The organism is Mesonia sp. HuA40 (genome assembly GCF_008017835.1).
In the GTDB taxonomy this organism is placed as follows: domain Bacteria; phylum Bacteroidota; class Bacteroidia; order Flavobacteriales; family Flavobacteriaceae; genus Mesonia.
In genome coordinates this window covers 1-1,932 of sequence record NZ_VRLT01000019.1, presented here as the reverse complement: position 1 = coordinate 1,932, position 1,932 = coordinate 1, and the positions used below count along the sequence as shown (strand labels likewise).

2 protein-coding genes are annotated in these 1,932 nt (G+C 34.7%); both read right to left on the bottom strand.

Annotated features, from left to right (window positions below):
- Positions 1 to 224: 224 nt before the first annotated feature.
- Entirely contained in the window at positions 225 to 764 is a 540-nt protein-coding gene (locus tag FT993_RS01945; RefSeq protein ID WP_147860860.1) for a hypothetical protein, read from the bottom strand.
- A 156-nt stretch (positions 765 to 920) separates the two neighbouring features.
- Positions 921 to 1,673, bottom strand: coding sequence for a hypothetical protein (locus tag FT993_RS01940; RefSeq protein ID WP_147860859.1), 753 nt, complete (start codon positions 1,671 to 1,673; stop codon positions 921 to 923).
- Between the last annotated feature and the right edge of the window lie 259 nt (positions 1,674 to 1,932).

Below are 1,932 nucleotides of genomic sequence, written 5' to 3'. Positions count from 1 at the left end.
CGGTGGTCTATTTTTGTTTTCATAAGTGACTATAATTAATGGTTTAATTTTTAGTCAACCTATTTCAGGAAAGTTCATTGGCTTAAATTGCTGCTAACGTGTTTGTGTATGGCTCGTTGCGGAAAATCAGCTATGATTTTCCGCCGTAGCGTAAAGATAGCAAATTGCAATGAATTCCGATTAGGAATTCAGCCGCAATGAGCTATACACGTTGTTGCCACCAGTTATTTTTTCCACTTTGCTCTTTTTTCATTCCATTCTTTCCAGAACTGTAAATAACCCTTTCGGTCAAATTCATCTTTCGGAATTTCCTTTTCAGGACTTTCTTTATAAAACTGCTCAACTTGATCGACAAAGTTCAACACTTCATTTTTATAGTCCGCAAAATTAATTTCCGCTTCTGTTCCGCTTTCCGTTTTCAGGGTTACATTTCCATTTTTGTGTTTTACTTCCCAGTCAATTCCTGTCGGACAACTTCCAATATAAACTTCGTCCATATCGTTGTCGAAAACCAAAAAATGTCCGCAACACGGAATTAATTGGTCGCCAACCGGATTTTCTTTAGTATGATTTCGTTCCAAAGTCCGAAGTAAGAGTTGAGCACTTGCACTTATCGTCCAGTCATCACCCTCGGATTGGTCAACTACAATTTCGTTTCCAATTTTCACTCGCATTTGTCCGTGAGCACACAAATCCGTTTGAGTATCTTTTTTAGATATCCAATTCGTTTTTAATAACTCTATTTTGAATTTTTGTGAGGTCATTTTTTAATTGGTGGCAACGGTCTCGTATAACCGTCAGTTACGGGTTGAAGTACGCAAATTTTTCGGTTTAGCACAAACTTTAGCAATTCCGAGTGGATTCGGACGTAGTCGAATCCGCCGTAATTGCGGTTATACATTGTTGCCACCAGTTATTTTTCATAGATAATATTGACTTAAAAAACTCGGATTTTCTTTTTCTTTTGGGTAATAATAAATTCCGATTAACAATTTACTGTTTTCAGGAACTTTATCTTTTACTCCTTTGTCAAAACTTGTCCATTCGGTTGTTTTGATTATTTCAATTAATTTTTCGTCAATTGAATTTTTAAATCCGCTAATTTCAGTCACGTTTTTTATAGTCAAGTCTTGTGCAAAAGTTATTTCATAAATTCCGTAACTTTTATCAAGTTCAATTCCTTTAAATTGTTCTAATTTTTTATGCAGAGTTGCTTTTTCTCTATAATTTATTTTGTCCGTAAAACTTATGTTTTTGGATTTAAACATTTTCAGAATCTCTAACTCTCTTTTTTGTCTTTTTAAATTCCGCTTGTTAAGATAAAGTAAGCCAGAACACATACCCACACTATATTTTCCGTCTTTATTTTTCCGTGCATAAATGATTAATTCAGTATTCTCAGGAATAAAAATAGCACAAGAACTTCCAATTCCGCCATCACTTCTCCCAGCAACGTAGATGGAATTTAATTCTTCTCCTTTATAAAGTTCGCTAATTATAATATCAGCCTTATAAAGTTCTCTTGAGCTTTCATTTTCATAGTTTTTAATGATTTTGGCTTTTGCAACAAAATCAGATTCGATAAACTTTTCGGTTATTTTTGGATCATCACAAGTACACGCAAAAACTCCAATTGAAAACAGAAAGATTGTTATTTGCAGGATTTTTTTCATAATTGGTGGCAACTGCTTTGGCTATGATTTCGTTGCGGAAAAATACGCAGGAATTATTCCGTTGTAGCTCAAAGATAGAAAAAAGCGTGGAATTTTCGGTAGAAAATTCCGCCGCAATGAATTATAGCCGTTGTTGGCTAAAGTACCGACACGCTCTGCTTGGCACGCTCTGTTATGCCGTCCGTACAATTTTTTCCACTTTACTCTTTTTCCGTCCACTTTTTATGTCTAAAAATCCGCTGACTTATTTTTAAAACTG

Bases quoted from the DNA above. Each gene is read 5' to 3' on its own strand.
- FT993_RS01945 (WP_147860860.1), bottom strand. From the start codon at position 764: ATGACCTCACAAAAATTCAAAATAGAGTTATTAAAAACGAATTGGATA.
- FT993_RS01940 (WP_147860859.1), bottom strand. From the start codon at position 1,673: ATGAAAAAAATCCTGCAAATAACAATCTTTCTGTTTTCAATTGGAGTT.